This window comes from Teichococcus aestuarii (genome assembly GCF_042651065.1).
In the GTDB taxonomy this organism is placed as follows: Bacteria; Pseudomonadota; Alphaproteobacteria; order Acetobacterales; family Acetobacteraceae; genus Pseudoroseomonas; species Pseudoroseomonas aestuarii.
Window position 1 is genome coordinate 1 of record NZ_JBHSCH010000067.1, and the last position, 23,332, is coordinate 23,332.

Consider the following 23,332-nt stretch of genomic DNA (forward strand, 5'->3'; position numbering starts at 1 on the left):
GGCCGACCCCCGCCCTTAGCGACACACTCAAGAACGTCGCTAAGATCAGGAGCTATCTCACATCCAGGAAGGCGGCCGCGGCCGGACGGATACGGATCCTCTGCACTCCGCTGTCGCGCGCCGCCCGCGCCCGACCTCCCCCCTGATCCTCGCGCCAGAAGGCCCGCCATGTCCGCCCGCCCGACCCTCCGACGCCACAGCTGCGTCCAACGCCACAACCCATCCGGGCAGGGCCACGCGAACCTTCTCGCGCATGTCTCAGGTCTCGCCAATCGGAGCGTTTCCACGACATGCTGAGGCAGCCTCTTTCCACCGACGACATGGCGCTCAAGACGCTCACCCGCCTGCTCATCGAGCAGGTCGGCGGCCTGGAGGCCGCGGCGACCTACACCCGCGTCAACCGCTCCGTGCTCAGCGGCTACCAGAACCCGCACCAGCCGCACTTCATGCCGGTCGATGTCGTCGGCCGCCTCGAGCACGCCGCCAGGCGGGTGCCGATCACCGAGGAACTGGCGCGCCGCGCCGGCTACAGCCTGGTGCAGCCGGGCGAAGTGGCCACCGAGAGCGTGCCGCTGCTGATGGCACGCTTCAGCCAGGAGGCGGCCGAGTTGCACCAGGCTTTCGCCGAGGGCCTCGCCGATGGCGAGCTCTGCGCGCGCGATGACGCCGCGCTCGAGCGCGAGGTGACGCATGTGCTGCGCAAGGCCACGCGGCTGCTCGCCGCGCTGCACGCCAAGCGCGGCCTCTCCCAGCTTCCGGGGCTGCCATGAGCCGCCCCTTACCGATCTCACCCGGGCACCCCCGCCTGTGTGGTGAGCGGCAGCCCACCGTCGATGGCCCACCGGGTGGGGTCGGCGGTGGGCGCCTGAAACGCGCTCCCGCTCCGCGGCCGATCCGGGCCGAGGGGCGGGGTCACCGCCGTGACGTGCCGCGCGCGACACCGCTGCCAGCGGATCCCGCCAGCACCCCACACGAAAAAGAGGCGCCCCGGATGCAAGCCGGTGCGCCTCGTCGTCTGAACTCTGGAAGATGGCGCATGAGACCGCATCCACACCGTGAAAGCAAGCCCCCGCAGCCTCTCCTGAGGCTGCCTCGTGCAGCTGTGATCTTCCATTCCCTGTCGTGCAGCACAGCGCTTTCTCGCAGCATCGCCGCGCGACCGGCGACAGCGTCGGAGGTCTGACCATGTCCCGCATCCGCAGCCTGCATCCGGGCTTCTACACCGACGAGGCGGTCATGCAGCTGACCCAGGAGGCGCCGCTCGCCATCCTGCTGCTGCAGGGCCTGTGGAACGAGGCCGACGACCGCGGCGTCTTCGAGGTCAAGCCGCTCACCCTCAAAGCCAAGATCCTCCCCGTCGTTGATGCCGACGTGCCGGCCTTCCTGGTGCTGCTCGAGCGGCTGAACTGCATCCGCCGCTTCACGGCCGAGGGCCGCGCCTATGGCGCCGTGCGCAATTTCTGCCGCTACCAGCGCCCCAAGAAGCCGCAGTACCGCCACCCCCTGCCCGAGCCGCTGCACGCCTATGTCGCCTTCGCCGGCAGCCCCGCGCCCGGCGCTGAGGCCCTGGCCGAGGAGGAGCCGCCGCCCTCCGGCGGGGTGGAGCGCGCGCCCACTCGTTCCACACCGGAGGAGGACCGCTTCCCCAGCGCTTCCCCACCGGTGGAGAACCGGTTCCCCACCGGTGGGGAAAAACCTCCGCAGAGGGAGGATGGAGGAGGGAGGAGGGAAGAGATTCCCGTTCCTTCGCTTCGCTCAGGAACGCCCTCGGCTGCGCCGGCTGCGCCAAGGCCCGTCGAGCGGGATGTGCGGGAGGAGGTCGACACCGAGGGGCTGGCGCTGCTGCGGCGGCTGACCGGCAAGCCGCTGCGGCCCGCCCGCGCCCTTCTGGGCAAGCTCGCCCAGACAGCGCGAGACGATGCCGCCCTGCTGCTGGCCGTGCTGCGCCAGGCGGCCGAGGAGCGGCCGCACGAGCCGGTGGCCTGGCTCTTCGGCGCCATCGAGGCCCGCCTACGGCCGCCGCAGGACGCGCCAGCCGACGCCGCCCCCGTGCCGCCGTTGCGGCGCGACGGCGATGGCCTGCTGCCGCAGCAGCGCGAGCGGGTCGAGCGCTACCTGCGCTTCGTCCAGGCCGGCGCCGCGGCCGGGCACCAGGAGCGCCTGCGCATGGAGGGCTTCCTGCGCACCCACGACCTGCCGGCCTGGCAGGTGGCGCAACGCACCCTCGCCGGGCTGGGGCTGGCCGTCGCCGCATGACCCACCACGCCCCTGGCGCGCAGACCCCCGCTTGGCCGCACGCGGGAAGTGCCGTGATCGCATTTCCCGCTATCCAGGATCACGGGAGCGTGATATCGCTCGCCGTGGCGGAGGTCGGGGGTCCGACGCCAGAGGTTCGGTTGTCCTACTCGCCTGCCGCCCTGCCGCGTCCAGCGCCGCAGGGTTCCTCGCCCGCCGCAGCGGGCCGCGTCCGGCGCTCCAAGCGTTCCGAGGGCGCCTTTCCCGAGCGCCTCTGGGCGCGCCGGGTCTCCCGCATCTGGCGCCGCGTCCAGGCCGCCCTGCTGGCCGAGCCGCCGGTCCCGCCGCAGCCCGGCGCCATCCTGCCCACCGCGCATCGCCGGCCGCCCGCGCCGGAGCCTGCCGTGGCCGATCCCGGCCGCGCCGCCCGGCTGCATGCGCGCGCCGCGGTGCTGCTGGCGCTGGCCGACCGGCAGCGCCTCGAGGCCCTGCAGGCGAGCGACCTGCGCGCCGCCCAGGCCCGCCTCGCCGCGCGGGCCGGCATCCTGCAGGACGATGCCGGGGCCGAGGGCGAGGCACGCCGGCGCGCCGAGCTGGATCCACTCCAGGCGCTGGCGCTGACCGCGCGCCAGGCGGAGGCCGCGGCCACGCTGCAAGCGCTGTGGCGCGACGCGCTGCCGGCGCTGTGCTGCCCCCAGGGCTGGCGCAGCGGCGGGCGCGGCGGGCGGCATCTGAGCGAGGCGGAGCTCGCGCGGGCCGGCGAGGCCTGGCGGCAGTACCAGGCCTGGATGGCGCTGCTGCACGCCGATTGCGGCGCAGAGGTCGCCGCGGCGCTGCTGGCGGTGGTGATCCAGGGTGAGCCGCACCCGGCCGCCGGCCGGCTGCCGGGGGCGCTCGAGTACCTCGCCGCGCATCTGGGGCTCGCCTGATGGGCCGCGCCCTGCCCCGCGCTTCCTCCACCCCGAGCTTCCGAGACGCGCCCGAGGGTGCGTCAGCGGGCGCGCGGCCCTTCCCCTCCGTCGAGGAGGCCTGGCTCTGGACCATGGCCGCGCTGATCGCGCGCCGGGACAGTGCCGCGCGGCCTCTCCGGATAGCGGAGGCGGCCGCGCGCCCGGGCCGGCCGGAGGACGTGCTGCGCATCCTCGACCGGCTGTACCGCCAGCGGCGGGTGACGTTGGCGCATCTCGTGGTGCTGCGCCGCCAGGGTGAGCGCCAGGCGGTGCCCACGCCGCGCCGGGCGGATGGCGAGGCGCGGCTGTGGCGCGAGGCCATGGCGGCACTGGCCGGGCCGCTGCGCCGCATCGGCCTGGTCGAGGACCGGCCGCCGGAGGCGCTGGCGGTGGCATCGCCCACCGGCGGCACGCCCCTCTGCCTCGCCGCGGATGCGGCTTTGCGGCCTGAACACTTCGTCAAACGACCGTTTGGAAGTGTTCAGCGCCGCCGCGTGCCGGCGCCCTTCGTGGTGGCGCGTAGGACGGCCAGGAAGGGCCGCCAGGGCGCGCGGGGGCCATCCACCCCTGCGCAGCCCCTCATGGCCGCTCAGCCGCCTGCGGGCGCCTTACAGGCGGGTGTAACAACGGCGGCAACGGACGTTTGCCGATGTCACACCCCTTCGTCCGAGGCTACGCCTGATGGCAGGCGCTGGGAGCCACTCCGCTGGCCGCTGGGCAGCCTGGAGGCGGCACAGCGCCACCACGCCCCAGCAGTGCCAGAACCGTCCTGAGCGCCACGCTGAGGGCCGGATCCGGCTGGGCCGGACCCCCTCCCCCCCACCCCCCTGTTTGGGTCCTTCCTGAAGGGGGTGGGGCGCGGGCCGTTTCCCCCCGCGCATCCTCCCCAGCCAAGGGGGGCAAAATCCTGTCCGCACCTGTCCGCACTGTCCGCACCCCGCAGCCCAGGACCGCCAAGCCTTTGACGTCGCGACAGATTGCTTCCCCTGCGCTGCGGACACTGGCTGCGGACAGTGCGGACATGTCCGCACCCCGGCTGTCCGCACTGTCCGCACCCGCCGCTGTCCGCAGCGCCAGCCATCCAGGAGCCTCCGCATGAGCCGCCCCCGAACCCCGCTCCGCCGCAGCGCGCGCGACGCCGCGCCGCAGAGCTTCGCGCATCTCTCCGGCGCGCCCGTGCCAGAGACGAGCGCCGCGGTGCGCAGCGCCCGCATCCAATCCAGCTGGGATCGCGCCCTGGCGCGCGTCTCCGGCCGCACCCCCGCCCGAAAGGATCCCCGGTGAGCAACACCGCCCCCAAGATGCTCTACCATGCCCTGCTGGCCGCGCAGGCGGCCGGCGAGCCTGTCACCCCGGCCGCCATCCGCGCCGCCATTACGGAAGCCACGGCGACCCTTCCCGCTGCCCAGGAGGCGGCCAGCGCGCTCGAGGCGCGCCGCCGCGCCGTGCTGCTCAGCGCCGGCGAGGCCGAGCTCGAGGCAATGGAGCGCGAGCTCGCCGCGCACCGGCGCCAGGCCGAGCGGCTGCAGGTGGCACTGGAGACGCTGGTCGGCCTGCTGAGCGCGGCCGAGGCGCGCGAGGCGGAGGGCGAGGTGGCGGCGCTGGCCACGGCCTTTGCCGGCCGCCAGGCGGCGCTGGAGGCGCATTGGAAGAAGGCCTACCCCGGCGCGCTGGCCACGCTGCGCAAGCTGCTGGCGCTGGAGGCCGAGGCGGAGGCTGCCTTTGAGGCCTGGCAGCGCAGGCGCGCGGTGCTGGTCCGGCAGCGGCCGGAGGCGGAGGAGACGCTGCCCCAAGCGGAAGGCTTTCCGAGCCTGGCCACGGGCGGGACGCTGCTGCGGCGGATGGTGATGCTGCCCGACGCGACGGGACGGCTGCGCAGCGCGGAGGCGATCCGCCTGCCCTACGAGCCGCACGTCCACAACAACGGCGTGGCGCAGAGCACCAGGCTGGACGACATGGAGGCCGACGCGGCGCAGCGTCGGGAACGGCAGAAGGCCGAGGAGGAGCACCAGGCCATGCTGCGGCGGAAGGCTGAGCACTTCGACCGGCCTCGCGACAACGAAGTGCGCCGGCAGCAGAACTGGGACCAGATGGTCGCCGGGCAGAGGACCTGACGCCACGGGCCACGCGGCGTCCTTGAACTCCGCCAGAGGAATGACCAACCCCCATCGACTGGTCTCGGCAAGATTTTAGTGGATCATGGCCAAGGGTCAGGACCAATAGAGCTACGCCACAGGGTCCCGCCCGGTTGGCCGAGCGGGACGGACACCATCAGGGACGGGTGATGGCCTCGTAGGCACCGCTGGTCCGCAGCGTCACGGTCACATCTTGTCCCGAGCGGTTGCGCCAGAACCAGCCATGGGTGCCATCAAAGGCCGCCACCACGTCACCCTGGTCGCCAGATGCGCCCCGGCCGTTCTTGTAGCTGTGGGAGAAGTTGCGCGGCGGATTTGGCGGCTCGCCATGCAGGTCGAAGTTCACCGGTCCTGTGGACGTCCACGAGTAGGTCGCCCGCGCGTCCTTGCGCATGCGGAGCTTGACCTCGAGCCCCTGGCTGGGGCGGAGGACCACCGCTGTTTCGTCGGAGCGTGTGGCAGCAGGCGCCGTCTGCGCTGACGCGGAACCGATCAGGAACTGCGCCAGCATGGTGCCCAGCAGGCTCGATCGCCGCTCAGGGTCCACAGGCGTGGCTGGCACCACGGTTTCGCTGCCCTGGCGGTCGGCCTCCGCCTCGGCGGCAAGCTGTGCCTTGATCTCGCCCATCTCGGTCAGGCCCAGCACGGTCCCCGCACCAGTTGGATCAATACCGTATTCCGAAGGCAGGACCATGGTCACCAGGATACCCGCGGCCGTTACCACGGCGATGGCGGTGGAGCGCAGCAACTGCCTGGAGGTTGGTAGCTCGGCGCGGTTCGGAAGGTCGGTGTTGTACATAGTCGGATTCCTCAGGACACAAACCAGCCGGTGATCTGGTAGCCGATCAGCACGAACCCGGCGGTCATCATGGCGACGTTTGCGGAGTAGGCGTGGCGCAGGAAGCTGTGGCTGCGGCGCCAGAAGCCCATGACGATGAGAATGGCGCCCAGAGCCAGCATCTGGCCGATCTCGACGCCCACGTTGAAGGCCAGCAGGTTCGGCACCAGGCCGTCGGGCGAGATGTTGTACTCGAGGATCTTCGTGGAGAGGCCGAAGCCGTGGAACAACCCGAAGACCAGGGTCGCCATCTTGGTGTTCGGCTGGAAGCCGAACCAGCGCTGAAAGGCACCCAGGTTATCCAGCGCCTTGTAGACGACGGACAGGCCGATGATGGCGTCGATGACGTAGCTGTTTATACCTATGCCGAAATAGACACCCGCCAGCATTGTCGTGGAGTGGCCGAGTGCGAACAGGCTGACGTAGATGGCGATGTGCTTCATCCGGTACAGGAAGAAGATTACCCCGAGCAGGAACAGGATGTGGTCGTAGCCGGTGACCATGTGCTTGGCGCCCAGGTAGACGAAGGGCAGCAGCTTGATGCCGGTGACTTCCTGGATGTAGCCCTTGTCGCCTTCAGCGACGGCATGCGCGAGCGCGTCCGACATTGCTCCGAGCAGCACCAAGCACAGCAGGCTGGTGAGCAGCCAAGGCGCACGGGACAGGAGCGCGGCTCCTCGTGCAATCAGTTTCATGAGATTGGACCGGCAGAAGATGATTGGGAGAGGCATTAAAGGCTAGATAGCCAGCTAAGCTGACGCCATGGCTCTTGGTGGTCTCTCCAGGCCCATGCGTAGGCAGGGCAAAAAATCTTCCCGAGGCAGCTGCAGCCGCAGCCTTTGAGACGTGTGACGTCCGAGGGCATAGCCTAGTTCGGGCACCACCGCTTCATGGAAGTGATCGGGCACAGACTGATCGTGCGAGTGCCGGTCGTCTCGGGCGCCCTGAACCGCCCCATGGTCTGAGGAGGGCGAACCGGCATGATCAGCGTCGGCTTCCACCCAGGTCTGCGGCGATGGCGGCACGGTAGCGCCCAGGAGCGCCGTGCCGCCAAGCGCGATCATGACGATGACGAGCAGGCGAAGGACTGCTTCAACCCCTCTCATGCCCCGCATGTGCTCCTCCAAAATCTCGCACGTGACCTGCGCTCTGCAGGTCCTTTAGCAGGTTGACCATATCCCTACCAGGGGGATAGGTCTCGAGTATGACAGCGCCCCATGTCCATGCCTCGCATCCGGAGATCGTGAAGCGCCTGAAGCGCGCCGACGGCCATCTCCGCAGCGTGGTCGAGATGATCGAACAGGGCCGCCCCTGCCTCGACATCGTGCAGCAACTCCACGCGGTCGAGGCGGCCATCGCCAACGCCAAGCGCACCCTGATCCACGACCACCTCGATCACTGCCTCGACGATGTCGTGGGCGCGGTGCCGCGGGCCGAGCGCGGCCCGATCGACGAGTTCAAGGCCATCACGAAGTATCTCTGAAGGCGCCCCCATGACTCCCTTCTCCGAACTGCTCGCCCAGGGATCTGCCCACGCCTGGCTCTTCATCCCCAGCGCCATCCTGCTGGGTGCCCTGCACGGGCTGGAGCCGGGGCATTCCAAGACCATGATGGCGGCCTTCATCGTCGCCGTCCGCGGTACCGTCACGCAGGCGGTGCTGCTCGGCATCGCCGCGACCTTCTCGCACACACTGGTGGTCTGGGGCATCGGCCTTGGAGGCTTGTATCTCTGGAAGGGTCTCGACGCCGAGACTGCGGAGCCGTACTTCCAGCTTGCCTCCGCCGTTGCGATCATCGCCATGGCCATCTGGATGCTGTGGCGAACCTGGCGGGACCAGAGGGCCAGCGGGGCCCATGGCCACTCGCATGATCATGGGCATGACCACGGACACCACCATGGGCATGACCACAGCCAAGGCGAAGAGGTGCGGCATATCGACACCGGCCATGGCGTCGTTGCCCTAGAAGTGTTCGAGGATGGCATTCCGCCGCGCTGGCGGCTGCGGTCGGAGCGCGGTCCGCACTGGTTGGCCGAGGACGTGACGGTGGAGACCCTTCGCCCGAACGGGCAGCGCGAGCGCTTCGGCTTTGTTGACCGCGGCGGCTACCTGGAGTCTACGACCGACATCCCGGAGCCTCATGAATTCACCGCCCGCCTGAGCCTGTCCCGCGGCAACCATGCCCACGACTACGAGGTGGTCTTCGCGGAACACGATGACGGTCACAAGCATGAGCCTCTGGCACCCGGCGCCTTCGCGACCACGGACGGCTACCAGGACGCGCACGAGCGCGCCCATGCCAGCGACATCCAGCGCCGGTTCGCCGGACGCGAGGTGACGACCTGGCAGATCGTGCTGTTCGGGCTGACAGGCGGGCTAGTGCCGTGCCCGGCCGCCGTTACGGTGCTGCTGATCTGTCTCCAGCTTCAGGAGTTCACCCTCGGCGCCGCGTTGGTGCTGTGCTTCAGCATCGGCCTTGCCGTCACGCTGGTGACGGTCGGCGTCATCGCCGCGACCGGCATGCGCCACGCGTCCCGCCGCTGGTCGGGCTTTGACACCTTCATGCGCCGGGCACCTTACGCCTCGGGCGTGCTCATCATCCTTGTGGGCTTTTATGTCGGCGCCGTCGCGCTGACGCAGATCGCGGCAGCCTGAGGAGGGCGCTTCGGTCCGGCCGGGGCGATGATAGAAGAATTCGCGGTCTATACAGGGCTGTTCATGGCCGCCTTCGCGGCCGCCACCGTCCTGCCGATGCAGTCCGAGGCCGCTTTGGTCGGCCTGCTCCTGACTGACGTCTACCCTCCCGTCATCCTGCTCGCTGTGGCCAGCGTGGCGAACACCGCCGGATCGGCCGTGAACTGGCTGCTGGGCAGGTCGGTGGAGCGCTATCGGCACCGCCGCTGGTTTCCGGTCAGTGACGCTACCCTGGAGCGTGCTCAAGGTTGGTACCAGCGCCACGGTCGGTGGTCACTGTTGCTGAGTTGGCTGCCCATCGTGGGAGATCCGCTAACGGTTGTCGCGGGCGTTATGCGCGAACCTTTCCCGGTGTTCCTCCTGCTGGTCGTGCTTGCAAAGACCGGCCGCTATGTTGCGCTAGCGGCGCTGACGCTGGGCTGGTTCTGACACTCAGGCGTGCTAGAGCGGTTTTCGATCAGGCTGCATCGTATCCGGCGGCGGCGAAGTAGTTGGCGCATTCGGTGGGCGTGAAGGTGTCGATGATCTGGCCGATGGTGCTCCAGAGGCCTTCTACGCTGCGCTCGGCGGCCTTGCGGAGGCTGGCCTTCAGCTTGGCGAAGGCGTTTTCGATGGGGTTGAACTCGGGGCTGTAGGGCGGGAGATAAAGCAGGCTTGCCCCGGCGGCTTCGATTGCAGGCCTGACGCCCGCACCCTTGTGGCTGCCCAGGTTGTCCATGATGACGATGTCACCGGGCGCCAGTTCGGGTACCAGCACCTGATCGACGTAGGCTTGGAAGGCGGCGCCGTTGATCGGCCCGTCGAGCACCATTGGCGCGATCATGCCGCTGTTGCGCAGCCCAGCAATGAAGGTCGTGGTCTTCCAGTGCCCGTGTGGGATTGCGGCCCGCAGCCGTTGGCCACGACGTGCTCGACCATGGGTGCGCGCCATCTTCGTCGACGCCCAGGTTTCATCAATGAACACCAGGCAGCCCGGTTCGAGATCGGGCTGGCCTTCGAACCAGTCCCAGCGCCGTTTCAGGATGTCCGGACGGTCCTGCTCCGCGGCATGCGCCGTCTTTTTTTGCGCGTGATCTGGCGCCGCTGAAAGAACCGCCAGATCGTCGTGATGCCTGCCGCCACACCGGCCCTGGCGAGCTCAGCCCGGATCTCCGTCAGCGCGATGTCAGACTTCCGCTCGACGAGCGCCAGGATTAGCGCTGCGTGGGCTTCGATGTGCGAGGACCGACGGTCGCCGCCCAGCGGTCCGGGTGCGACTGACCCCGCCTCCCGCGACAGAGCGCGCCAGCGGATTGCGCTGGAGGCACTCACCCCGAAGCGGGCTGCCGCCGCCCGGCAGGATGCTCCTGCCGCTATTGCCGCCACCACCCGCTCGCGCAGATCCACTGACAGCGCTTTCGACATGCCCGTCGCCCCTCCAATACCAGGGCAACTGAATCACCTTCCGCCCGGCGCCGGGATCACAAGCGATTCAGTCAGGCCGAAAACCGCTCTAGTCATCCTTGACAGACTACAGCGCCAATCATCATCCTGGCTGCAAGGGGATTTTCGCGATCACCCCGTGAGGCTTCGGCCGAAGCATCGCGTCCAAACATCCTGTTCCAGGAAGAGGACGCCCATGCCATCACCTGACACCATCACGCCATCCCAGTTGTCCCGGCTCATCGGCCTGCCCGATGCGCCGATGCTGCTCGATGTGCGAAGTGACGACGACCATGCCGCCGACCCGCGGTTGCTGCCTGCCTCGGTCAGGCGCGACTACCGCAATGTCATGTCCTGGGCCACCGAGTACACCGGAAAGCAAGTGGCTGTTGTCTGCCAGCGCGGCCTAAAGCTCAGCCATGGTGTGGCGGCCTGGCTCCGCCACTTCGGGGCGCGGGCCGAAGTCCTCGAGGGCGGCTTTGAAGCCTGGGTTAGCGAGGGCCACCTGCTTCTGCGTTCGGAGCACCTTCCGCTGCCCGCGACCGCAGGACGGACCGTCTGGGTCACCCGCGCCCGCCCAAAGGTCGACCGTGTGGCCTGCCCCTGGCTAATCCGCCGCTTTGTCGATCCTTCTGCGGCCTTCCTGTTCGTCGCCGCCTCGGAGGTTGGAGCTGTCGCCGAGCGCTTCGGCGCTACACCGTTCGATGTCGAGGGCGTGTTCTGGAGCCACCGCGGCCAGGAATGCACCTTCGACACCATGATCCAGGAGTTCGGGCTCGCCTCCGAGCCGCTGCTCCGGCTGTCCGCCATCGTGCGCGGTGCCGACACCGACCGGCTTGACCTGACGCCACAGTCGGCCGGTCTGCTGGCAGCATCATTGGGACTGTCTCGCATGCACCGTGACGACCTTGCCCAGTTGGAAGCCGCGATGGGCCTCTATGACGCCTTCTACCGGTGGAGCCGCGACGCTGTGGCCGAAACCCACAACTGGCCAGCGGCGCCGAGCGCTGTTGGGAGGACTGTTCCATGAACGATGCCGTCAAGCGGAAGGCACAGCAGTCTGCCCCTTTCGTCTCGCAGGGGCACCCGGTACTGCCATCCTTTGCTGAAGCTCTATGGGTCTGGCTGAAGATCGGCCTGCTATCCTTCGGGGGACCGGCGGGCCAAATCGCGCTGCTGCACCGGGAGGTGGTGGATGAGCGCCGCTGGGTGTCGGATGCCAAGTTTTTGCATGCGCTGAACTTCTGCACTCTACTGCCCGGGCCTGAGGCTCAGCAACTCGCCACCTATCTTGGTTGGCTGCTGCATGGCGTGCGCGGCGGGGTCGTGGCGGGGGTCCTCTTCGTCCTGCCGGGCATGGCTGTGATGCTTGGCCTCTCCATTCTCTACGCCACACTCGGTGAGGTGCCCGCCATCGCCGCGCTGTTCTTCGGCCTTAAATGTGCGGTGCTGGTGCTCGTGGTGGAGGCGTTGCTGCGGGTGGCGCGCCGCGCCCTGAAGACCCGGACGGCCTGGGCCCTGGCCGCCGCAGCTTTCGTGGCACTCTACGTTTTTGGCTTACCGTTTCCGGCCGTCGTGCTCGCGGCGGCACTGATCGGCTACTTCGTCCCAGGTGCCTTCTATGCCGCCAGTCACGGCAACGCCAAGAATGGCCCTCCAGCGCTACTGGACGCGGTGCTGGCAGCGGATCCTGGCCGTCCGGCCCGGCTGGCGGCCAGCGCCTGGCGCGCGGGCTGGGTCGCGATCGTGTTTTGGCTCGTTCCAGCAGCCGTGCTCATGGCGGCTGGATCCGGAGTCTTCGCTGACGTTGCTTGGTTCTTTTCCAAGATGGCGGTGGTTACTGTGGGCGGTGCCTACGCGGTGCTGGCCTATGTCGCGCAGGCGGCGGTGCAGGGCTACGGCTGGCTCACTGCCGACCAGATGCTGGTGGGCCTCGGTCTCGCCGAGACCACGCCTGGTCCTCTCATTCTGGTGCTCCAGTTCGTCGGGTTCCTGGCGGGCTATAGCCAGGGCGGGCTCGCCTGGGGCGTGTTGGCCTCGGTGCTGACGGTCTGGGTTACCTTCACGCCCTGCTTTGCCTTCATCTTTCTCGGCGCGCCCTATGTGGAGCGGCTGCACTCCAACCGAGCGCTGACCAGCGCCCTGGCGGCTGTGACGGCGGCCGTCGTGGGCGTAATCGCGAATCTGGCTCTTTGGTTTGGTCTGCGGGTGCTCTTTGCCGATGTACGTAGGATGGAAGTTGGACCGGCGACCCTGGACATGCCAGTACCGGGCAGCCTGGATCCCCTCGCCCTGGCGCTCGCGGCTCTGGCTGCTATCTGCCTGTTCCGTCTCAAGTTCGGCCTGCTGAAGACCCTTGGCGTCACGGCCACTGTGGGACTAATGGCGAAGCTCGCCCTTGGCTGAGGCTCATCAGGCTGCGGGTGGATGGTCTACTGGCCCAGGAACCGACCAAGCGCCTTACGCGGGTTGCGCGGAGTAGCTTCCCAGTATCCAATTTCGTGGCCTTGTTTATAGGTCCTCCAAAACCCGATAATCTTAGCGTCTCGCGTCAGCCGGGTCGTAAAGCGGCAGTTGCCACAGTGGCAGGCCAGAGCCGCCACGACCCAGCTCCGATATCCAGCTTTTTCAGGTTAGATGAAGACCAGAAGAAAGCCGGCCAGTCAGGCAATGTGCGCGGCGCGGCCGGCGCGGTGGCCGAAGGCCATCACGGCACCGCTCACGGCCACGCACAGGACGAGGGGCACGGACCATCCCCCAGACAAGTTGTGCAGCATCCTAGCGGCGGGCGGGGCCGCGGCCGCGACAAGGTAGCCGACGCTCCGCGCCATGCCCGACAGCGCGGCGGCTGATGAAGGCCAGACCGAGGATAGAGGTCGCGGCCGAGCCGAAGCCGGACATCACCGTCCACAGCAGAGCCCACCCGGGCAGCAGGAGAAGGCCCAGGAATGCTACTGTCGTGAACCTCGCCGCCATCATCGCTTCACGATCGAAGTCAACGACCGTTGTTGCGCTGGACAAAGCGGGTGACGGCGGGAAAGGCGAGCGGCCGGGCTTCCCCGCCGGATGGCCCTACCGCGTCTCTGCCAGCGGCACGTAGAGCTTGCCGCCCTCTCGGAACTTCTGCGCCATGGCTTCCATTCCTTCCTTCTGCGCCTCGGCGCGGATGTCGTGGGAGATGCGCATGGAGCAGAATTTAGGGCCGCACATGGAGCAGAAATGCGCGGTCTTGTGCGCCTCCTTTGGTAGCGTCTCGTCATGGAAGGACCGCGCCGTATCGGGGTCGAGGGAGAGGTTGAACTGGTCCTCCCACCGGAACTCGAAGCGCGCGCGGGACAGCGCATCATCGCGCAACCTCGCGGCCGGATGGCCCTTGGCGAGGTCCGCTGCATGGGCCGCAATCCGATAGGTGATAACGCCCGTCTTCACGTCGTTCCGGTCCGGCAAGCCGAGATGCTCCTTCGGCGTGACGTAGCAGAGCATGGCGCAACCGAACCAGCCGATCATGGCCGCACCAATACCCGAGGTGATGTGGTCATAGCCGGGGGCGATATCGGTCGTCAGCGGCCCGAGGGTATAGAAAGGCGCCTCGCCGCAGGTGGCAAGCTGCTTGTCCATATTGGCCTTGATCTTATGCATGGGCACGTGGCCCGGGCCCTCGATCATCACCTGGCAATCCTTTGCCCAGGCCACCTGCGTCAGCTCGCCCAGCGTCTCCAGCTCGGCGAACTGCGCGGCGTCGTTGGCATCGGCGATGGAGCCCGGGCGCAGTCCGTCGCCAAGCGAGAAGGACACGTCATAGGCGCGGCAGATCTCACAGATTTCCTCGAAATGCTCGTAGAGGAAGCTCTCGCGGTGATGGTGCAGGCACCACTTCGCCATGATGGAACCACCGCGCGAAACGATCCCCGTCACGCGGCTGGCTGTCAGCGGCACATGCGCAAGCCGCACTCCGGCATGGATGGTGAAGTAGTCCACCCCCTGCTCAGCCTGCTCGATCAGCGTGTCCCGGAATACCTCCCAGGTCAGATCCTCGGCGACGCCGCCCACCTTCTCCAGCGCCTGGTAGAGCGGCACGGTGCCGATGGGTACGGGCGCGTTGCGAAGGATCCAGTCGCGGATGTTGTGGATGTTGCGGCCGGTGGAAAGGTCCATCACCGTGTCTGCGCCCCAGCGGATCGCCCAGACCATCTTCTCCACCTCCTCGGCCATGGAGGAGGTGACGGCGGAATTGCCGATATTGGCGTTGATCTTCACCAGGAAGTTCCGGCCGATCGCCATCGGCTCCAGCTCCGGGTGGTTGATGTTGGCGGGGATGATGGCGCGGCCGCGCGCCACCTCATCCCGCACGAATTCGGGGGTCACGAAATCGGGGATGGCGGCGCCGAAATCCTCGCCGTCGCGCTCCAACGCCGCGCGAGCCTGGGCGCGGCCGAGGTTCTCGCGAATGGCGACGTATTCCATCTCCGGCGTGATGATGCCAGCGCGGGCATAGGCCAGCTGGGTAACCGCCTTGCCGCCCTTGGCCCGCAGCGGGCGATGGCGGATAGGGAAGCTCGGAGTGAGGCGGTCGGGGGAGACGAAGCCGTTGTCCTCAGGCTTCACCTCCCGCCCGTCATAGGCCTCGACATCGCCGCGCGCCTCAGACCAGGTCCTGCGATGGCGGGGCAGGCCGCGTTCGATGGCGATCTCGGCGGCGGGGTCGGTATAGGGGCCGGAGGCGTCATAGACCGTTACCGCAGGCTCACCCGCGCTCGGGTGAAGGGCAATCTCCCGCATCGGAACGCGGAGCTCCGGGTGCCGGATACCCGGCTTGAAAACCTTGGTGGAGGCCGGGAGCGGGCCGGTCGTGACGGTCGGCACACCAGATTCGGGGGGCCTGCTGATGGTTCGGGTCGACATGTGCCAAAGCTCCTTCGCATCCGCTACGGAGACCCAGCGCTGGCACGGAAAGATGGAGGACGCCCTACCCACGCAGGAACGTGGGGAAAGCCCCTTTTGAGGAGCCACGGCAGCCGCACCGTCCCTACGCCAGCATGAACTGGATCAGGTTCAACGGGTCACTGCGCTGCCAATGGCGAGCAGTATCTCAGCCCCTTGTCGGGACCCCCCAGGTGACAAGGGAAACTCGACCAGACGACGCCGGATTGTCAACAGGCCCTAGCTGGTGATGATCCGGGCGCGCTCACTACGCCCGAATTCTACTCATCTCTGACCTCAGCCGCAGGTGCTGCGACATGATAAGCATGGTTTATCGTGTCTAAAGCCGTGAGGTAGTTGATTGCCGCATTGCTGCGTCTCCGGACGTTCTTGACGTGACAGGCTACCGCAGGTCCACCGACCGACATCCAGGCCCGCATCAGTCAGGATGCTGCGGCTGGCTGATCCACTACCTCTCCAGCCCTTCGACGCAAGTCCATCGGCATCGATATCGTTAGCCAGACAGGCTATGATGAGACGATATCCGCTTCCTTGAGTTCACAGCCGAAAGTGCCTTCCGTGTCACCTCCCCGGAACGATCGCCAGCGGCCTTCCCGCCGCCGTGGCTTCGATGATGACGATTACTCCGGTCGTCCGAGCTTCCCTTCCCTACCAAGCTTTGGCGGCGGCTTTGCCACGCCCGAGCTGAGGGCCACGGTGAAGTGGTACAATGCCGAGAAGGGTTTCGGTTTCGTTGAACTGGCCGATGGATCGGGCGACGCCTTTCTCCATGCCAACACTCTGCAGGCTTCCGGCGTCCAGGCTGTCAGCCCCGGTGCGTCGATGCAGGTGCGGGTGGGACAGGGACAGAAAGGGCGGCAGGTCGACCAAGTTCTGTCCCTGGACGAAAGCACGGCCAGCCCTGTGGCGCCACAGCGTGACGCTTTCCACACCCGGCCGGCGCGGCCACGGGAAGCGCGGCGGACCGTTGATCTGAGTTCCGCGGTTGAGATGATGGGCACTGTGAAGTGGTACAATCCTGACAAGGGGTTTGGCTTCATCAGCCCGCAGGATGGCGGCAAGGACGTCTTCGTCCATGCGACGGCCCTGGAGCGAGCGGGCGCCTCCATGCTCCAGGAAGGCCAGGTCGTCCGCATGCAAGTGGTGCAGGGCTCTAAAGGTCCGGAAGTCGGCCTGCTTCAGATCGACTGATCCGGGCTGTGAGGACGGCACAGAATGGAGCCTCGCGCTCCGTTAAGGGCCGCCTCCTTTAAGTGGCGATAGCCACCGACGGTCCGTCTCCCGCCGCATTCACCCCGCTGAGTGCGGCCGAACGGGCGGCAGCTTGACCAGCCGCTAGCCTAACCGCTCCATCTGCTCCAGCACGCGGTCGGCTGCCTGCTCCGGCGCGGGGCAGGCAAGGGTCCACCCCAGCGGCCGGCCCTCCAGGCTGTAGCGCAGCGCGTAGCGGATGCTCTCCAGCACGGCGTCGCGGTCGGCGCCCTCGAGATCGTCCAGGTTGATGTCAGCCACGGCGCGTTGCGAGCCGGCAGCCTTTCCGTAGATCCTAAACCTTTGATCGTGTTTAAGACATAATTTGCGCTCGGAAAATTTTTAGAGGTGTCCAGCAAGCCCCCAACGGGAGGCCATCACCGTGAACGGAAACAGAACAAGAGATTTGGATATGGCGCTGCCTCAGCTTGCTCCGACGCTCGCCCATCCTACTGCCTTCAGCAGCCTCTTGAGCCTCTCTGCGCTTGCCGGCGGCGCGACACTGCCTTGCCAGAGCCCTTCACCCCCCTGGCCTTCTTCTAGTTTTTCATAGGAATCTGAGGCTGACCGGAGCTCGGTATCGCTTGGCTTGGTCCAGTCGGCAGGCGCCCGGAACAGGTAGGCGTTCGTCACCTGTACCCATCGGCCGTCTGCCACGGTGCCGCGCGGGATCCGCAGCAGGATGCCGGCCTCCTCCAGGCGCCTGACCGCCTCTTGAACCGTCGAGCGCGCCAGCCGGGCCTCCTGGGCGATCTGCGCCAGGGCCGGGTCGCACGCTCCCGCCCTCCCCTGCCCCCGGTAGAGCAGCGTCCAGAGCACGCGCAGGGCTGTCTCTCGCAGCTCGCCGCCATGTCGGCCGGAGCCGCGGCGATAAGTCTCCCGCTCCCGGCGGCGGGCGGCCTCCATGAGCCTGATACGGTCGGCGTGGCCGAGGTGCTGGCGCTGCCAAGCGGCCACAGGGTGGCAACCGGCCCGCGCGGGCCGGCGGTGGTGGATGGGCATGGCTTCTGCCAGCCCGCAGGACGCAGGTTCCCCGCACCGCAAGAGGCTTGCGATTTCGAAGCCGAGCGCATAGCCTGGGGTTCTCACACCTGCTTGGCCATGCGTCGGGTTATGAAGGGGGTCGGTTCTGCTTCGGCGGGGCCGGCCCTTTTCTATTTCTGGCCGGCGGGATTGCGCGGCCGGGGAATGATTCCAGCCGCGCGCCCATGTGACAAGCCAAATAATTTCAGTAGCTTACAAGCATTCTTGCTTACTTTCTTACTTTCTTTCGCGAAAGAAAGGAGCGCTAACCGCCCATTTTTCCTAAATATTCCTGGAGCGCAGCCTCGATGATCTCCTGCTTTGAAACCTGCGACCGGTGCGCATACTCGCGCAGGCGGGCGACGGTGCTGGATTTCACGCGCGACGTGAGCTGCACCAGCGGGTCATTTTCAGGCCGCTTTGGCGGTTCAGCATGCACCTCGCCCTTTCTCACCAGCAGGTCGGGCGTGAGGCGCGCAGCAGGCTTCGGGGCTTGGCTCATTTCGACACTCGGGCGAGACGGGTTGCGATGTAGGCCCAGAGCTGGGCGATCTCATCGGCAGCGGGCGACTTGGCATCCACCTCGCAGGCAGTGCGGCCATCGGTCATGCTGGCGGCGAAGTCCACCCGATTGTGCACGTCCACCGGAGCAAGCGGGCCGTGCTGGCTGAGGGCGCGCACTGCATCAACCTTCAGCTTGGACCGGGTGACGGCCTGGTTGACCACGAACACCATGCTCTTCTTGGCACCCTCCACCAGATCCACCGTGGCGCCGACTGCGCGCAGATCGTGGGGGCTGGGCTTGGCCGGGATCAGCACCAGATCAGCCTCGGCCACTGTCGCGGCGATGCTCTCGGTGATGGCAGGCGGCGTGTCGATCAGGCAGAGGGCGATGCCTGCGTCCTCCAGCGCCGCCAGAGTGGCACGCAGTCCCTCGGGCAGTACCCGCACCAGGACCGGCGTCTCAGCTTCGCGGACGCCGAACCAGCCGGAGAGGTTCGCCTGGGGGTCGGTGTCGATCATGGCGACGGGCGCCATGCCCTGCCGCTCCGCCTCTACGGCGAGGTGCCCGGTCAGGGTGGTTTTGCCCACCCCTCCTTTCTGGCTGGCGACCACAATGGTTTTCAACGCTCTACCCTCCGCCTGAAAGCCTGCTTGCTTACATGCCAGCAGGCTTTCTTTCATGGTAAATGATGAAAGCATATGGGCAGGTCTAGGGCAACTTGTCGTCAAAAAAGCAAGCTTTCATGTAAGTAAGAAAGCTTTCAGGCTTACTTTCTTGCCAGCCGCGTCCTACCCTTCCATCCGCTTCCCCGCCTCGATCCAATCGCTGTTCGGCGTCCGCTTGGCCGGCCGCCAGTCCACAGGAAACACCTGCCCCGCCTTGGTGCCGTTCGGATCCGTGGTCCAGCCGCCGCTGGCGCAGCCGGTGGACCAGTGGCAGCGTCCCTCGACGAGCGCGCCGTCCGGCCCCGGCCAGCGGGCGTTGATCCAGTGGCCGGTGCGGTAGGCGGAGGCGATGGAGGTCCAGTTGGCCATGTCGTGCTCCGGTCCGTGCAGCCGGGGCGCACGGCGAGGTGCAGGGTGGCGAAGGCGGAGGCGGCGGGGATGGTGTAGGGGCTGTCTGCCGAGACGCTCGAATGTTCGGACACTTGGCTACGCCAAATGGCCTTCAAGTCCCTCAAACTGGTGGATCGCAACTGATCCGGTATACTGAGCCCGCAGTATGGGAGCCCGGCACTTGCCGCATCGCCTTGCCCTGTATGTCGACTTTGACAACGTGTTCAGCGCGCTCTGCGCCCAGGCTCCAGAAGCGGCGGAGGCATTTGTCCTGGAGCCCGCCCGATGGCTTGAGTGGATTGGAGGCCGGCCCTCTGAGGGTACCGACGGGACATGTTCCTCCGGCCGCATCCTGATCAGGCGCTGCTACTTGAACCCGAATGGCTCGCTGCTCCTGCAGAATGGTGAGCGCGTGTTCTTCGGCAGCTTCCGCGCCAATCTGGTGCGCGCGGGCTTCCAGGTCACCGATTGCCCGCCCCTGACCCGCGGCGGCAAGACCAGTGCCGATATCGTCATGGTCATGGATATGCTGGATGCCATTCACCACAGCACCCACTTCAATACATTTGTCATCGTCTCCAGCGATGCTGACTTCACCCCAGTTTTGCAGCGGCTCCGCGCGCATGACCGGCGGACTGTGGTCGTATCGATAGGCAGTGCTGCCGACGCTTATCGGGCAGCGGCGGACGAGGTGATCGGACCAGAGGTGTTCATCCGGAACGGGCTGGGCCTCATACAAGAGCAGCCTGTTCCGGAAGTGCTTCCGCCTCGATTAGCAGATGCCGGAGAATCGGGCATGACGGTGCCGGCGTTGCCGGAGGAAGGTACCCTTGAAGCTCCTATGGATCCGGCTGCCACCCGAGAGGCAATCCTGTCTCATATCGCGGCTGAACTCGCTCGGTCGTCCCGGCCTTTGCATCTGCCGACACTGGGTGGCCGGCTGCATAGACAACTGGGGCCGCAGGTGCGGGCGACAGCTTTCGGCGGGGCCGGTACACTGAGGCGCCTTCTGGCCACAGCCGGTGATCCGCATATGGAACTGGTATCAGGAAGTGGCGGAGGCTGGGTGCGAGATCCGGCGCGGCATCGAGTAGCGCCTCTCGATGATGAGGCGGGAGCCTGATCCTCCTGGCGGAGGGACAATCCGCGACAGATCCTCATCCTTTAGCCAGGTGGAACGCTGCTCGAGGTCAAGGAACTGGTGGCATCGGGCATAATGTGCCGTTCAGTCCCCCGACGCTTATCGTCAGATCTTTACAGGGTAATCAGCCAGTTCCGGAATCATTGCCTCGATGACGAAGTCCACGAAAGCAGCAGGCGCATCGAGGAAGAACTCTTTCTCCGAATAGCTGCCGACTGACGCCTCAGTCCCGCCTGCCCGTAGCCAAGCCGCCAAATCTTCCAAGGCGTCTTTCGGCGTCTCACTCAGGAAGGACACCTGCGATCGTAGCTTGTCGGCATCGCGGTGCACTGTGTCGCTGCGGCTGAACTGCAGGTCGACATTGGTTTCGGGCTGGCGCAACCAAACGGCCCGCCCAGTTTGGCGCAGTTCCACGAAGCCAAGCTTTACCTTGAACATCTCAACCACAAGCTCGAAATGCTGGAGGTCGAGGCGGGTGGCGACGTGGTTGAACTTCATGCTGCTATGATTCCAGTCCGCTTGATGCTGCGCAAGGAAGCAAGGCTTTGGAACAAGACGACGGAAATCCATCGTTCAGCAACGCAGAACTCAAGGTGTGATGGATGCCGAACTCCTGCTCAAGCCCGCGATTAGTAGATGCCTCCACTGGGCTGTGGCGTGGATGCCGCTGATGCAGATTGGCCCAGCAAAGCCCGCATAGCGCTGCCATTGGCCGATAACCAGTTGTAGAGGATGCGTACATCCCATCCGATGCAGAAGTGCTTTACACCCATTTCAATGTACTCGGGCGCACGCTCCAGATCGTGCAGCTCGATACGCGGATGCAAGCCCTTGCTGAGCGCCAACTCGATAGTGCGGCGTTCGGCCTTCCTGATGTCTGGATGGGCAAACTGACCAGCCAGGCCGATGCTCATGGAATAGTCCGCTGCACCGAACTGGACCATGTCGATCCCTGGAACTGAAAGAATGCGATCAAGATCCTCTACGCATTCAGCCTTCTCCACCATCAGCGCGATGACGACCTGATCGAGAGCCTCGACATAGGAGGGGCGTCCGACTTCAAGCACGGTACCAACATCACGCCTCATTCCGACGCCGAGGCGCCCTCCTTTTCCAGGTGCCTCCGCACGGACGGCTGCAACGCAAGCCCGGGCATCCTCCTCCGTCCGGACGTCAGCGAACAACACGGACTGAAAGCCAGAGCCGATGGCACGCATGGCTTGATGGGTCCACTGCGTCTGTTCAACCTTGATCATGCCCGTAAGCTCCTTGAGCTCAAGAGCGCGGCCGAGGTTATCCAGATCATAGAGGTCGAAGGGCGCATATTCGGCCGTGAACTCGACATAGTCGAAAGCTCCTGCCGCGCCAACCAACTCAACCAGTGTGGGCCAAGTGGAAAGCAGATGCGTGCCCAAGGTAGGCTTGCCCGCTGACAGGAACTCACGGAGCTTATTGCGTCTCATCTTGCATGTCCTTGCGGTTCAGGCTTTCTGACGTTGACTGGCCGGACAAGCGGACAGCTTTGCTCATCGCTGGGCCGGTTACTCAGGCTTGGCACCTGACATTTTCACAGCCTCGCGCCATTGCTCCGTATCGGAGCGAATGATGGCCTCGAACTCCTCCGGTGTCGTGCCGCTCGGAATAAGGCCGATCTTCAGGAGACGGTCGAGATTTTCCGGATCCTGCACCATCTTATTGGCTGCTTCTGAAAGGCGCTTCAGGATGGGCTGGGGTGTGCCCCTGGGTGCGAAGAGGCCATTCCAGCCGATGAGCGTCAGCGGCACCTGCTGCTCCTGGAAGGTCGGGATCTCGGCGGAGAGAGGCCAGCGCTTGGTGCCTGTCACGGCCAGGCCGCGCAACAGGCCTTCCCGCATCGGCTGGTCACCGGTGGTGAAGTCAATGATCATCATATCCACGCGGCCAGCGATGAGCTCCTGTACCGCAGCGGAGCCTCCCTTGAAGGGAACATGCAGGAGATCAATTCCCACGGTCTTCGCGAAGAGCTCTGTATAGATGTGGGAGATGGTTCCATTGCCGATAGAGGCATAGGTCAACTCGCCTGGACGCGCCTTCGCGTATTGCACCAGATCCTGCAAGCTCTTCACTGGAAGGCCCGAGCGCACGAAAAGGCAGTTCGTCGACAGGCCGAACTGGGTTATTGGCGCGAAGTCACGCAAGGCGTTGAAGGGAACGCGGCTGTCAAACAGCGGGTTCACCACCAATCCTCCGGCAACGCTAACCAGCAAGGTGTAGCCATCGGCTGGCTGCTTTGCTGCATAGTCAATGCCGATCGCACCGCTGGCTCCACCGCGGTTCTCGATGACGAAGGGCTGCCTGAAGCTCTCACGAATACCGTCGACAACAAGGCGAATGGTGATGTCAGACTGCCCTCCGGGGGGCGCAGGAACGACAATTTTTATCGGACGGTCGGGATAGGAGGAGACGGCATCTGCACGTGCAATCCTGGGTGCCGCCAAGGCAGATGCTGTAGCAAGCATTAGAGTACGACGATTGATCATTCTGTTTTCTCCCAATCGCCGCATTGCTTCTGGGGATGCGGCTTTGATGCGCCTAGGTCGCGTGGACAAACCTGATCCATAGGCGGATTGAGGAGAGGGCGGCGAAGCCGAGGAAGCTATCTGCGGTCTGGTCGTAGCGGGTAGCGACGCGACGGCTGTTCTTCAGGCGGTTGATGAAGCGCTCGATGCGGTTACGGAGGGCGTAGAGAGGCCGGCTGACGCTGTGCTGGACGTGGCGGTTCCGCTTGGTCGGGATCTCCGGCATGGCGCCGCGGTCGCGCAGATCCTGTCGGATCGGGTCGCTGTCGTAGCCCTTGTCGGCGAGCATGATGCCGGGGTCACTGTCGCGCGCCTCCATCAGCGCCTCGTAGTTTGAGCAGTCCGCCTCCTGTCCGGCGGTCACGTGTAGGGCGATGGGCAAGCCGTGTACGTTGCCGCGGATGTGGAGCTTGGTCGTGAAGCCACCTCGCGAGCGCCCAAGACCCGCTCGATGAGTCCCCCCCTTCCGCCGGCGGCGCAGTGGTGCGCCGGGACTGTCAGGAATTTCGTGTAGGGCGGGGCATAGTAGGGAAGAAGGAGACCCCCTATGGCCCGACGGAAAGAGCCGCGGATCCCGGATGCGAT

The 23,332-nt window shown here is 66.2% G+C and carries 26 protein-coding genes and 1 riboswitch; of the genes, 13 read left to right on the forward strand and 13 right to left on the reverse strand.

All coding sequences use genetic code 11. The annotated features are described in order from the left end of the window. Window positions 1-290 precede the first annotated feature (290 nt). The 6 genes from ACFOY6_RS19725 to ACFOY6_RS19750 all read left to right on the forward strand — a co-directional run bounded on the left by ACFOY6_RS19725 (window position 291) and on the right by ACFOY6_RS19750 (window position 5,299). Window positions 291-770, forward strand: a complete 480-nt coding sequence (locus ACFOY6_RS19725; protein ID WP_379652017.1) for a phage regulatory CII family protein — start codon at window positions 291-293, stop codon at window positions 768-770. A gap of 415 nt (window positions 771-1,185) precedes the next feature. Next, on the forward strand, window positions 1,186-2,256 hold the full coding sequence (locus tag ACFOY6_RS19730; RefSeq protein WP_379652018.1) for a hypothetical protein: 1,071 nt from the start codon (window positions 1,186-1,188) through the stop codon (window positions 2,254-2,256). 140 nt (window positions 2,257-2,396) lie between these two features. Continuing rightward, a complete protein-coding gene (locus tag ACFOY6_RS19735) occupies window positions 2,397-3,164 on the forward strand; it encodes a hypothetical protein (protein ID WP_379652019.1) in 768 nt (255 codons plus the stop codon). Then, complete coding sequence (locus tag ACFOY6_RS19740) at window positions 3,164-3,958, forward strand: hypothetical protein (RefSeq protein WP_379652020.1); 795 nt, start codon at window positions 3,164-3,166, stop codon at window positions 3,956-3,958. The genes ACFOY6_RS19735 and ACFOY6_RS19740 overlap by 1 nt, the downstream gene beginning before the upstream one ends. A gap of 322 nt (window positions 3,959-4,280) precedes the next feature. Next, a complete protein-coding gene (locus ACFOY6_RS19745; RefSeq protein ID WP_379640433.1) occupies window positions 4,281-4,469 on the forward strand; it encodes a hypothetical protein in 189 nt (62 codons plus the stop codon). Next, window positions 4,466-5,299: a hypothetical protein gene (locus ACFOY6_RS19750; RefSeq protein WP_379652021.1), complete on the forward strand. Its 834-nt coding sequence runs from the start codon at window positions 4,466-4,468 to the stop codon at window positions 5,297-5,299. Before ACFOY6_RS19745 ends, ACFOY6_RS19750 begins: the two co-directional genes overlap by 4 nt. Window positions 5,300-5,456: 157 nt before the next feature. Here ACFOY6_RS19750 and ACFOY6_RS19755 read toward each other — a convergent pair whose 3' ends face one another. Both ACFOY6_RS19755 and ACFOY6_RS19760 read right to left on the reverse strand, forming a co-directional pair. Continuing rightward, the gene (locus ACFOY6_RS19755; RefSeq protein ID WP_379640430.1) at window positions 5,457-6,119 is read right to left on the reverse strand and encodes a hypothetical protein; all 663 of its coding nucleotides are present in this window, start codon (window positions 6,117-6,119) and stop codon (window positions 5,457-5,459) included. Between the two features lie 11 nt (window positions 6,120-6,130). After that, window positions 6,131-6,853, reverse strand: coding sequence for a HupE/UreJ family protein (locus ACFOY6_RS19760; protein WP_379640429.1), 723 nt, complete (start codon window positions 6,851-6,853; stop codon window positions 6,131-6,133). Between the two features lie 509 nt (window positions 6,854-7,362). Between ACFOY6_RS19760 and ACFOY6_RS19765 the strand changes: the two genes are divergently transcribed. Genes ACFOY6_RS19765 through ACFOY6_RS19775 form a run of 3 tightly spaced genes read left to right on the forward strand, consistent with a single transcriptional unit; the run spans window position 7,363 to window position 9,280 of the window. Then, entirely contained in the window at window positions 7,363-7,641 is a 279-nt protein-coding gene (locus ACFOY6_RS19765; RefSeq protein WP_379640428.1) for a metal-sensing transcriptional repressor, read from the forward strand. Window positions 7,642-7,651: 10 nt separating this feature from the next. Further along, window positions 7,652-8,812 carry a nickel/cobalt efflux transporter gene (locus tag ACFOY6_RS19770; protein ID WP_379652022.1) on the forward strand — a complete coding sequence of 387 codons (1,161 nt, stop codon included), beginning with the start codon at window positions 7,652-7,654 and terminating at the stop codon, window positions 8,810-8,812. A 27-nt stretch (window positions 8,813-8,839) separates the two neighbouring features. Beyond that, window positions 8,840-9,280 carry a YqaA family protein gene (locus tag ACFOY6_RS19775; protein WP_379640426.1) on the forward strand — a complete coding sequence of 147 codons (441 nt, stop codon included), beginning with the start codon at window positions 8,840-8,842 and terminating at the stop codon, window positions 9,278-9,280. Between the two features lie 28 nt (window positions 9,281-9,308). Here the strand turns inward: ACFOY6_RS19775 and ACFOY6_RS19780 are convergent. Next, window positions 9,309-10,255 (reverse strand): IS630 family transposase gene (locus ACFOY6_RS19780; RefSeq protein ID WP_379652023.1). Its coding sequence is split into 2 segments (ribosomal slippage): window positions 9,309-9,907 and window positions 9,907-10,255, totalling 948 coding nucleotides; the frame shifts between segments, so codons are not numbered across the junction. A 214-nt stretch (window positions 10,256-10,469) separates the two neighbouring features. Here ACFOY6_RS19780 and ACFOY6_RS19785 point away from each other — a divergent pair. Then, complete coding sequence (locus ACFOY6_RS19785; protein WP_379640424.1) at window positions 10,470-11,303, forward strand: chromate resistance protein ChrB domain-containing protein; 834 nt, start codon at window positions 10,470-10,472, stop codon at window positions 11,301-11,303. After that, the gene (gene chrA / locus ACFOY6_RS19790) at window positions 11,300-12,679 is read left to right on the forward strand and encodes a chromate efflux transporter (RefSeq protein ID WP_379640423.1); all 1,380 of its coding nucleotides are present in this window, start codon (window positions 11,300-11,302) and stop codon (window positions 12,677-12,679) included. Before ACFOY6_RS19785 ends, chrA begins: the two co-directional genes overlap by 4 nt. A 666-nt stretch (window positions 12,680-13,345) precedes the next feature. Here chrA and thiC read toward each other — a convergent pair. After that, complete coding sequence (gene thiC, locus ACFOY6_RS19795) at window positions 13,346-15,175, reverse strand: phosphomethylpyrimidine synthase ThiC (protein ID WP_379652024.1); 1,830 nt, start codon at window positions 15,173-15,175, stop codon at window positions 13,346-13,348. Between the two features lie 103 nt (window positions 15,176-15,278). Beyond that, window positions 15,279-15,396: riboswitch (TPP riboswitch) on the reverse strand. A gap of 514 nt (window positions 15,397-15,910) precedes the next feature. Here thiC and ACFOY6_RS19800 point away from each other — a divergent pair. Then, window positions 15,911-16,405, forward strand: coding sequence for a cold-shock protein (locus ACFOY6_RS19800; protein ID WP_379640422.1), 495 nt, complete (start codon window positions 15,911-15,913; stop codon window positions 16,403-16,405). Between the two features lie 144 nt (window positions 16,406-16,549). Here the strand turns inward: ACFOY6_RS19800 and ACFOY6_RS19805 are convergent, their stop codons facing one another. The 5 genes from ACFOY6_RS19805 to ACFOY6_RS19825 all read right to left on the reverse strand — a co-directional run bounded on the left by ACFOY6_RS19805 (window position 16,550) and on the right by ACFOY6_RS19825 (window position 19,027). Further along, the gene (locus ACFOY6_RS19805) at window positions 16,550-16,726 is read right to left on the reverse strand and encodes a hypothetical protein (protein ID WP_379640421.1); all 177 of its coding nucleotides are present in this window, start codon (window positions 16,724-16,726) and stop codon (window positions 16,550-16,552) included. A 162-nt stretch (window positions 16,727-16,888) separates the two neighbouring features. After that, window positions 16,889-17,467 (reverse strand): hypothetical protein, encoded by a 579-nt coding sequence (locus tag ACFOY6_RS19810; RefSeq protein ID WP_379652025.1) that lies wholly within the window; start codon window positions 17,465-17,467, stop codon window positions 16,889-16,891. Window positions 17,468-17,753: 286 nt separating this feature from the next. Then, window positions 17,754-17,990, reverse strand: a complete 237-nt coding sequence (locus ACFOY6_RS19815; protein WP_379640419.1) for a ribbon-helix-helix protein, CopG family — start codon at window positions 17,988-17,990, stop codon at window positions 17,754-17,756. After that, a complete protein-coding gene (locus tag ACFOY6_RS19820; RefSeq protein WP_379652026.1) occupies window positions 17,987-18,673 on the reverse strand; it encodes an AAA family ATPase in 687 nt (228 codons plus the stop codon). The genes ACFOY6_RS19815 and ACFOY6_RS19820 overlap by 4 nt, the downstream gene beginning before the upstream one ends. Window positions 18,674-18,781: 108 nt before the next feature. Further along, entirely contained in the window at window positions 18,782-19,027 is a 246-nt protein-coding gene (locus tag ACFOY6_RS19825) for a hypothetical protein (RefSeq protein ID WP_379640417.1), read from the reverse strand. Between the two features lie 202 nt (window positions 19,028-19,229). Here ACFOY6_RS19825 and ACFOY6_RS19830 point away from each other — a divergent pair, with 202 nt between their 5' ends. Further along, a complete protein-coding gene (locus ACFOY6_RS19830) occupies window positions 19,230-20,171 on the forward strand; it encodes an NYN domain-containing protein (RefSeq protein ID WP_379652027.1) in 942 nt (313 codons plus the stop codon). A 123-nt stretch (window positions 20,172-20,294) separates the two neighbouring features. Here the strand turns inward: ACFOY6_RS19830 and ACFOY6_RS19835 are convergent, their stop codons facing one another. From ACFOY6_RS19835 to ACFOY6_RS19850, 4 genes are all read right to left on the reverse strand, one after another. Continuing rightward, on the reverse strand, window positions 20,295-20,687 hold the full coding sequence (locus ACFOY6_RS19835; protein ID WP_379640415.1) for a hypothetical protein: 393 nt from the start codon (window positions 20,685-20,687) through the stop codon (window positions 20,295-20,297). Window positions 20,688-20,818: 131 nt separating this feature from the next. Next, window positions 20,819-21,652 (reverse strand): HpcH/HpaI aldolase family protein, encoded by an 834-nt coding sequence (locus ACFOY6_RS19840; RefSeq protein WP_379640414.1) that lies wholly within the window; start codon window positions 21,650-21,652, stop codon window positions 20,819-20,821. A 78-nt stretch (window positions 21,653-21,730) separates the two neighbouring features. Next, window positions 21,731-22,708: a Bug family tripartite tricarboxylate transporter substrate binding protein gene (locus ACFOY6_RS19845; protein ID WP_181378332.1), complete on the reverse strand. Its 978-nt coding sequence runs from the start codon at window positions 22,706-22,708 to the stop codon at window positions 21,731-21,733. Window positions 22,709-22,760: 52 nt separating this feature from the next. Further along, window positions 22,761-23,327 carry an IS5 family transposase gene (locus tag ACFOY6_RS19850; protein WP_379652028.1) on the reverse strand — a complete coding sequence of 189 codons (567 nt, stop codon included), beginning with the start codon at window positions 23,325-23,327 and terminating at the stop codon, window positions 22,761-22,763. Window positions 23,328-23,332: the final 5 nt, after the last annotated feature.

What these genes read in the sequence shown, in the direction of transcription:
- ACFOY6_RS19725 (WP_379652017.1), top strand. Translation starts at nt 291, where the DNA reads ATGCTGAGGCAGCCTCTTTCCACCGACGACATGGCGCTCAAGACGCTC.
- ACFOY6_RS19730 (WP_379652018.1), top strand. Translation starts at nt 1,186, where the DNA reads ATGTCCCGCATCCGCAGCCTGCATCCGGGCTTCTACACCGACGAGGCG.
- ACFOY6_RS19740 (WP_379652020.1), top strand. Translation starts at nt 3,164, where the DNA reads ATGGGCCGCGCCCTGCCCCGCGCTTCCTCCACCCCGAGCTTCCGAGAC.
- ACFOY6_RS19745 (WP_379640433.1), top strand. Translation starts at nt 4,281, where the DNA reads ATGAGCCGCCCCCGAACCCCGCTCCGCCGCAGCGCGCGCGACGCCGCG.
- ACFOY6_RS19755 (WP_379640430.1), bottom strand. Translation starts at nt 6,119, where the DNA reads ATGTACAACACCGACCTTCCGAACCGCGCCGAGCTACCAACCTCCAGG.
- ACFOY6_RS19760 (WP_379640429.1), bottom strand. Translation starts at nt 6,853, where the DNA reads ATGAAACTGATTGCACGAGGAGCCGCGCTCCTGTCCCGTGCGCCTTGG.
- ACFOY6_RS19765 (WP_379640428.1), top strand. Translation starts at nt 7,363, where the DNA reads ATGACAGCGCCCCATGTCCATGCCTCGCATCCGGAGATCGTGAAGCGC.
- ACFOY6_RS19770 (WP_379652022.1), top strand. Translation starts at nt 7,652, where the DNA reads ATGACTCCCTTCTCCGAACTGCTCGCCCAGGGATCTGCCCACGCCTGG.
- ACFOY6_RS19775 (WP_379640426.1), top strand. Translation starts at nt 8,840, where the DNA reads ATGATAGAAGAATTCGCGGTCTATACAGGGCTGTTCATGGCCGCCTTC.
- ACFOY6_RS19785 (WP_379640424.1), top strand. Translation starts at nt 10,470, where the DNA reads ATGCCATCACCTGACACCATCACGCCATCCCAGTTGTCCCGGCTCATC.
- chrA (WP_379640423.1), top strand. Translation starts at nt 11,300, where the DNA reads ATGAACGATGCCGTCAAGCGGAAGGCACAGCAGTCTGCCCCTTTCGTC.
- thiC (WP_379652024.1), bottom strand. Translation starts at nt 15,175, where the DNA reads ATGTCGACCCGAACCATCAGCAGGCCCCCCGAATCTGGTGTGCCGACC.
- ACFOY6_RS19810 (WP_379652025.1), bottom strand. Translation starts at nt 17,467, where the DNA reads ATGCCCATCCACCACCGCCGGCCCGCGCGGGCCGGTTGCCACCCTGTG.
- ACFOY6_RS19815 (WP_379640419.1), bottom strand. Translation starts at nt 17,990, where the DNA reads ATGAGCCAAGCCCCGAAGCCTGCTGCGCGCCTCACGCCCGACCTGCTG.
- ACFOY6_RS19820 (WP_379652026.1), bottom strand. Translation starts at nt 18,673, where the DNA reads ATGAAAGAAAGCCTGCTGGCATGTAAGCAAGCAGGCTTTCAGGCGGAG.
- ACFOY6_RS19825 (WP_379640417.1), bottom strand. Translation starts at nt 19,027, where the DNA reads ATGGCCAACTGGACCTCCATCGCCTCCGCCTACCGCACCGGCCACTGG.
- ACFOY6_RS19835 (WP_379640415.1), bottom strand. Translation starts at nt 20,687, where the DNA reads ATGAAGTTCAACCACGTCGCCACCCGCCTCGACCTCCAGCATTTCGAG.
- ACFOY6_RS19840 (WP_379640414.1), bottom strand. Translation starts at nt 21,652, where the DNA reads ATGAGACGCAATAAGCTCCGTGAGTTCCTGTCAGCGGGCAAGCCTACC.
- ACFOY6_RS19845 (WP_181378332.1), bottom strand. Translation starts at nt 22,708, where the DNA reads ATGATCAATCGTCGTACTCTAATGCTTGCTACAGCATCTGCCTTGGCG.